Annotated in this window: 10 protein-coding genes; 6 read left to right on the forward strand and 4 right to left on the reverse strand. The window is 68.4% G+C overall.

Annotated elements, in window-relative coordinates:
* Both AC1DZ6_RS16685 and AC1DZ6_RS16690 read left to right on the forward strand, forming a co-directional pair.
* On the forward strand, positions 1–96 hold a 96-nt coding region (locus AC1DZ6_RS16685; protein WP_477098273.1), incomplete at its 5' end, for a hypothetical protein.
* Positions 97–418: 322 nt separating this feature from the next.
* Positions 419–553: a hypothetical protein gene (locus AC1DZ6_RS16690; RefSeq protein ID WP_477098264.1), complete on the forward strand. Its 135-nt coding sequence runs from the start codon at positions 419–421 to the stop codon at positions 551–553.
* 7 nt (positions 554–560) lie between these two features.
* On the opposite strand, the gene AC1DZ6_RS16695 is transcribed toward AC1DZ6_RS16690, so the two are convergent.
* Positions 561–773, reverse strand: coding sequence for a hypothetical protein (locus AC1DZ6_RS16695; RefSeq protein ID WP_477098265.1), 213 nt, complete (start codon positions 771–773; stop codon positions 561–563).
* Complete coding sequence (locus AC1DZ6_RS16700; RefSeq protein WP_477098266.1) at positions 770–1,273, reverse strand: winged helix-turn-helix transcriptional regulator; 504 nt, start codon at positions 1,271–1,273, stop codon at positions 770–772. Before AC1DZ6_RS16700 ends, AC1DZ6_RS16695 begins: the two co-directional genes overlap by 4 nt.
* Before the next feature lie 235 nt (positions 1,274–1,508).
* Here AC1DZ6_RS16700 and AC1DZ6_RS16705 point away from each other — a divergent pair, with 235 nt between their 5' ends.
* Entirely contained in the window at positions 1,509–2,696 is a 1,188-nt protein-coding gene (locus AC1DZ6_RS16705; RefSeq protein WP_477098267.1) for an acetyl-CoA C-acyltransferase, read from the forward strand.
* Positions 2,697–2,700: 4 nt separating this feature from the next.
* Here the strand turns inward: AC1DZ6_RS16705 and AC1DZ6_RS16710 are convergent, their stop codons facing one another.
* Positions 2,701–3,297: a DUF3617 domain-containing protein gene (locus AC1DZ6_RS16710; RefSeq protein WP_477098268.1), complete on the reverse strand. Its 597-nt coding sequence runs from the start codon at positions 3,295–3,297 to the stop codon at positions 2,701–2,703.
* Positions 3,298–3,377: 80 nt separating this feature from the next.
* Here AC1DZ6_RS16710 and AC1DZ6_RS16715 point away from each other — a divergent pair, with 80 nt between their 5' ends.
* Positions 3,378–3,647, forward strand: a complete 270-nt coding sequence (locus AC1DZ6_RS16715) for a GNAT family N-acetyltransferase (protein WP_477098269.1) — start codon at positions 3,378–3,380, stop codon at positions 3,645–3,647.
* Positions 3,648–3,735: 88 nt separating this feature from the next.
* Here the strand turns inward: AC1DZ6_RS16715 and AC1DZ6_RS16720 are convergent, their stop codons facing one another.
* Positions 3,736–4,599, reverse strand: a complete 864-nt coding sequence (locus AC1DZ6_RS16720; RefSeq protein ID WP_477098270.1) for a LysR substrate-binding domain-containing protein — start codon at positions 4,597–4,599, stop codon at positions 3,736–3,738.
* 94 nt (positions 4,600–4,693) lie between these two features.
* On the opposite strand from AC1DZ6_RS16720, the gene bla reads away from it, so the two are divergent.
* Positions 4,694–5,608: a class A beta-lactamase gene (bla, locus tag AC1DZ6_RS16725; RefSeq protein ID WP_477098271.1), complete on the forward strand. Its 915-nt coding sequence runs from the start codon at positions 4,694–4,696 to the stop codon at positions 5,606–5,608.
* A gap of 134 nt (positions 5,609–5,742) precedes the next feature.
* A partial coding sequence (locus AC1DZ6_RS16730) for an MASE1 domain-containing protein (RefSeq protein ID WP_477098272.1) occupies positions 5,743–6,284 on the forward strand: 542 nt, incomplete at its 3' end.

Here is a 6,284-nt window from a genome sequence, read left to right on the forward strand (position 1 = left end):
GGCCAGGCCTGCGTGCTGTACGACCCCGCCGATCCCGAGCGGGTGCTGGGCGGCGGCTTCATCGTGGCGACGGTGCGGGCGGAGCTGGCGGCCTAGGCCTTCAGCCGCTTTTGGACGCGACTCTCACGAATTTGCCACTTCAGCGACTCAGTAAGCTTAGCCTTACAGATAACGCCGTTCGTATGCTGCCATTTTCCAGCTCAATAAATCAGCAATAGCTGCATGGAAAAGTCCATAATTGACAAGTAAGTCAAATTATACTGACGCGAACGCTAAAAAGGGAAATTAATCTCGCCAAAACACGATTTTTCACCATCGAGGCGAGTGACATGCGGAACTTTTGTGTCATGGAGAGCGTACCAACTATACGCCTTCACCGAGCATTTTTGACACATCTGTAAATTCGAGCCCGAAGATCATGCAAAGCGCCGCTTACATCCACGTCCCGCAACACAACACGCACCACGTCTCGCTGGGCAAGTTGAGCGTGATCTTGGCGAGCCTGGCTTTTTGGGCGGCGGCCATCGGCGGCGTGGCCCTGGCCGTAGGCTAACGCGGCCTCACGCGATCTCGTCGAAGGTCATGCAGATCTTGAACAGGCAGTAACCGGTCTCGTCGACCAGCTTAGCCACGTCAGGGTTGGTGTCGGCGCGCTCGCGAACCCGCGTGAAGCGCCAGTCGGCCTCCACCGCCCCTTTCGGAAAACCCGCCCCGTCCGCCGTCACCAGCCGGTAGGCCGGCTTGGCGCGATGGACGTGGAAGCGGTAGCTCACTCGGCGGCGATCCTGACCGAGGCCTCCAGGGCCTCGCCGACGGTCAGGGCCTGCTCTTCATGGATGACGCGGCTCAGGTCGCGGCCGTCGACGATCTCGCCGCAGGCCTCGCAAGCCAGCTTGGGATGGAAGTCGTGGCCGCAGGTCTTGTGGACGAAGTGCACCGGCCCCTTGCCCAGGCCGTAGACGTGCTGGTCGCCCCATTCGGCCATGGTCAGCAGCACCGGCGACAGGGCCCGCCCCTTGGGGGTCAGCACATATTCCTGGCGCGGCGGGCGTTCCGAATAGCGGCGCGGCTCCAGCACCCCGTTGGCCACCAGGCTCTTGAGGCGAGCGGCCAGGACGTTGCGGGCCACGCCCAGGCGCTCCTGCCACTGCTCGAACCGTTTCACGCCCTGGAAGGCGTCGCGGAGGATCAGCAGGGTCCACGGATCGCCGACGACCTCGAGGGTGGCGGCGATGGCGCAGCGTTCATTGGTGTAGTCAGCGGTGCGGCCCATCACGGGAAGGTGAAGCCTTCCTTCGGGGAATGCAAGGGTTGCTTTTGCAGACCGACGCTAGTAGGTTTTTTATAGCAATTGACTCTCTCGGTTGCGCACTGCGTGCTGATGGCGGCTTCATCCGCATTCCGCCATCAGCCGCTTTTTGCGCGAAAGACTTGCGCCGGCCGCGCCGAAGAGGGTTTATTCCGCCGCAAATCCCACAACCCAAGCGAAAAATGGGTGGAGCTCCAGCATGTCCAACGCCGATCCGGTCGTCATTGTCTCGTTCGCCCGCACGCCGATGGGCGGCTTCCAGGGGGCTCTGGCCGGGGCCAAGGCCACCGAGCTGGGCGCGACGGCGGTGAAGGCGGCGATCGAGCGAGCCGGCGTTTCGGGCGATCTGGTCGAGCAGATTTTCATGGGCTGCGTGCTGCCCGCCGGCCTCGGCCAGGCCCCCGCCCGCCAGGCGGCGGTCGGGGCGGGCCTGCCGCTGTCGGTCGAGGCCACCACCGTCAACAAGATGTGCGGCAGCGGCATGCAGGCCGCGATCATGGCCCATGACGCCCTGGCGGCCGGCAGCGCCGAGATCATCGTGGCCGGCGGCATGGAGAGCATGACCAACGCCCCCTACCTGCTGACCAAGCACCGCTCGGGCGCGCGCATCGGCCACGACCAGATGATGGACTCCATGTACCTGGACGGGCTGGAGGACGCCTACACCCCCGGCAAGCTGATGGGCGCCTTCGCCGAGGACAGCGCCGCCACCTATCAGTTCGGCCGCGAGGCCATGGACGCCTACGCCGTGGCCGGCCTGGCCAAGGCCCAGAAGGCGGTGTCCTCCGGCGCCTTCGCCGCCGAGATCACCCCGGTGACCATCACCACCCGCAAGGGCGTCGAGACCGWCACCCAGGATGAGCAGCCTCTGAAGGCCGACCCCGCAAAGATTCCCACCCTGCGCCCGGCCTTCAGCCGGGACGGCGGCATCACGGCGGCCAACTCCAGTTCGATCAGCGACGGCGCCGCCGCCCTGGTCATGACGCGCGAGAGCGTGGCCAAGCGCCTGGGCCTGCCGATCGTCGCCCGCGTCGTCAGCCACGCCGCCCACGCCCATGAGCCGGCCCTGTTCACCACCGCCCCGGTGCCGGCCATGCGCAAGGCGCTGAAGAAGGCCGGCTGGGAGGTCGCCGACGTCGACCTGTTCGAGGTCAACGAGGCCTTCGCCGTCGTCGCCATGATCGCCCAGCAGGAACTGGGCATCGATCCCGCCAAGCTGAACGTCAACGGCGGCGCCTGCGCCCTGGGCCATCCCATAGGGGCGTCGGGCGCGCGCATCCTCTGCACCCTGATCTCGGCCCTGCAGGCCCGCGGCGGCAAGAAGGGCCTTGCCAGCTTGTGCATCGGCGGCGGCGAGGCCACGGCGATGGCGGTGGAGCTGGTCTAGCCCCCTACCCGCCCGAGACCGCCTTGGTCAGCAGGTTGATACGCCGGCCGCCGGGCATCTCGACGTCGCCGCCGCTCCAGCCGGCGGGACAGGCCCCCGACCACTCGGCGGTCATGCTCATCTTGTGCTCGCCGTTCATCGCCGGCTGGGCCGCGCCCGTCGTGGTGCTGGTGACGTCCATCACGTAGYGGGTGTTGAAATCACCCGCGACGTGGATGGTRCTGTCGGTCTGGCCGGCCGGACCCATGTCGCAGGCCGAGACCACCGTCCAGCCGCCGTCCAGGCCGCGCGTCATCGACTTGCGCTGGCAGCGCTTGTCGTCGCCCTGACTATCCAATCCCATCCTCTCGTCGCTGGTCTCATCGACGCAGAAGCGGAAGCTGCGCGTGAAGCCCTGCGCCTGCAGGGTCATGGTCTGAGTCCAGAGGCCTGGCTTGCGCTTGGGCCAGGTCGTCGGAGCCGGGGTCGCCGCGGCCGGCGCCGCCTTCGCGGCCTTGGGCGCCTCGCCCGGCTTGGCCTGGGACTTGGTCTCGGACTTCTGGCCGCAGCCGGCCAAGGCCGCCACGACGCCGAACGCCACAAATGCCACTGGAACCCGCATCGCCCACCTCTTTCGTGCGTTAGCCCCCAAGCCTAGTTACAACCCTGGCGCGGCGCGCCGTCCAGCCCATATGCGAGTCCATGACAGACGCCTTCAGCCACAACCCCGCCAAGAGCCGCTATGAACTCGAAGTCGACGGGCTCGTCGCCTTCGCCGACTACCAGCGCAGCGGCCACCGCCTGGTCATCCCCCACGTCGAAGCCGACCCCGCCCTGCGCGGGACGGGAGCCGCCGGCCGGCTGATGGTCAAGGTCGCCGAGACCGCCCGCAGCGAGGGCATGAAGATCGTGCCGCTGTGCAGCTACGCGGCGGCGTGGCTGAGGCGGAACGATCCGGAGATCATCGCTTAGCCTCGATCGGGGACATGCCCTTGCGGCGTGTCCCCAGGTTTCGCACTGCGTCTGTTTGGGGACACGCCGCAAGGGCGTGTCCCCGGCTCTACGCCGCCTCCACTAGCCAATCCCGGAACGCCCCCAGCGCCGGCGTAACCGCGCGCGACTTCAGCCAGGTCAGCCAGTACATCCCGGACCCGACCTCCAGGGCGAACGGCCGGACCAGCCGCCCCTGCTCGAGGTCGCGGGCGAACATCATCGACGGCGCCAGGGCCACGCCCGCGCCCTGCATCGCCGCCTCGACCATCACCCAGGAACTGTCGAACACCGGCCCGCGGATCGGCGGCGGGGTCAGGCCGGCGGCGGCGAACCAGTCGGGCCAGTCCTCGGCGCGATAGCTGCGCAGCAGCACCTCCGAGCTCAGCGCCTCGGGCGTCTTCAGCCGTTCGGCCACGGCGGGCGCGCACAGCGGCGTCATCGGGGCGGCGAACAGCGGCACGGCCTGGGTGCCGTGCCACGCACCGTCGCCGAACCGCACGGCGCAGTCCAGGCCCTCGCCGGCGATGTCGATGCGGTTGTTGTTGGTGAACAGGCGCAGGTCGACGAACGGATGGGCCTCGCGAAAGGCCGGCAGGCGCGGCAGCAGCCAGCCGACGGCGAAGGTGCCCACCACCCCGACGCTGAGCACCTCCATCACCCGCCCGCCCGCGAACCGCTCCAGCACGTCGCCCATGCGCTCGAAGCTGTCGCGCAGCACCGGCAGCAGGGCCAGGCCTTCGTCGGTCAGGGCCAGGCCGCGCGGCAGGCGCCGGAACAGGCTGGCGCCCAGCCGCTGCTCCAGTCCCTTGACCTGATGGCTGACGGCGGCCTGGGTCACGCACAGCTCGATGGCCGCCCGCGTGAACGACAGGTGCCGGGCCGAGGCCTCGAAGGCCCGCAGGGCGTTCAGGGGAAGTTGTGCGCGGCTCATCTCGACACCCAAATTTTTCTAGGGTTTGCGCCGAACTATCATCGTTTGATCGCAGGGTCACCCATCGCCCATCTTGCGCGTCATGGAGAACCCGATGATCGACAGACGCCAAGTGTTAACGGCCCTTTCCGCCCTGCCCGCGCTTTCGCTGGCCGGCCCCGCCACCTCGGCGGCGACCGCGCGCCTGACCAGCGGCATTAGCCGGAGTATGGCCGCTCTGGAGGCCCGCAGCGGCGGCCGCCTGGGCGTGGCGGTGCTCGACACCCACACCGGCAAGACCTTCGCCCACCGCGCCGACGAACGCYTCGCCCTGTGCAGCACCTTCAAGGCCCTGGTCGCGGGCTTGGTGCTCAAGCGGGTGGATCAGGGCCTGGAGCGGCTGGATCGGCGGATCGTCTATGGCAAGAGCGTGCTGGTGGCCCACTCGCCCGCCACCGAGAAGCATGTCCGCGAGGGCATGACGGTCGGAGCCCTCTGCGAGGCGACGGTCACCCTCAGCGACAACGCCGCGGCCAACGTGCTGCTCTACACCTTCGGCGGGCCGCCGGCCCTGACGACCTTCCTGCGCGGCCTGGGCGACAAGGTCACCCGCCTGGACGGCTACGAGCCCGAGCTGAACATCGTTCGTCCCGGCGAGATCCACGACACCACCTCGCCCGCCGCCATGCTGGCCACCCTGCGGACCCTGACCCTGGGCCAGACCCTGTCGCCGGCCTCGCGCCAGCAACTGATCGCCTGGCTGGTCGCCAACCAGACCGGCGACAAGCGCCTCCGGGCCGGCCTGCCCAGTGGAAAGGGGGCCGCCGGCTGGAAGGTCGGCGACAAGACCGGCAGCTGGGGCGACGACAAGATCGGGACGACCAACGACATCGCCGTGATCTGGCCGCCGGGCCGTCAGCCCCTGCTGATCACCGCCTATCTGAGCCGTTCGACCCTCGACAACGACGGCCGCAACGCGGTGATCGCCGAGGTCGCGCGCGCGGTCGCGACGGCGGGCTTCGGGTCGTAACAGGTCGAATACAACCTCAGGGGCGCGGCGATGAGCCGCGCCGCAAGCCACTGTTCTTTAAGGCCTTCAGCCTATCTCTGCTTTACGGTGCGCCCGAGCTTGAGCAAAGCAGAGCGACCCGCGAAAGCAGGGTGATGACAGAGACGACCCCCTCCGCCCCGGCCTGGCCAATCTCGACCTGGACGACTGGCGACATTCTGAAGACCGCGGCCCTCGCCGTCATCGCGGCCCTCGGCTACGCCCTGCTCGCCTATCTCTGCGTCGAATTCCCGCGCAACTACGGCCAGGTGGCGCCGATCTGGCTGTCCAACGGCTTCGGCGTGGCGTGCCTGCTGTCGTGCCGCGACCGCCACTGGCCCGCCGTTCTGCTGGGATGCCTGGTCGGCGGCCTGGCGGCGGGCGCCCAYGTCCAGGACCTGGTGACCGTCAACGTCATCCTGGTCAGCTGCAATATCGTCCAGATCTTCGTCTGCGCCTGGGGCGTGCGCCGCGTGGTCGGCGAAGAGATCGACCTGGGCCGGGCCCGCGACATGATCGCCTTCGCCCTGATCTGCGGCCTGGCCGCCCCGATCGCCACCGGCGCCCTGGCCGCCTCGATCCACACGGCGATGCGCGGCGGCGTGCTGCTGGCCAATATCGGCGTCTGGTCGCTGGGCGACATCCTGGGCCTGATGAC

It is taken from the genome of Caulobacter sp. P1_B12_2 (genome assembly GCF_056406675.1).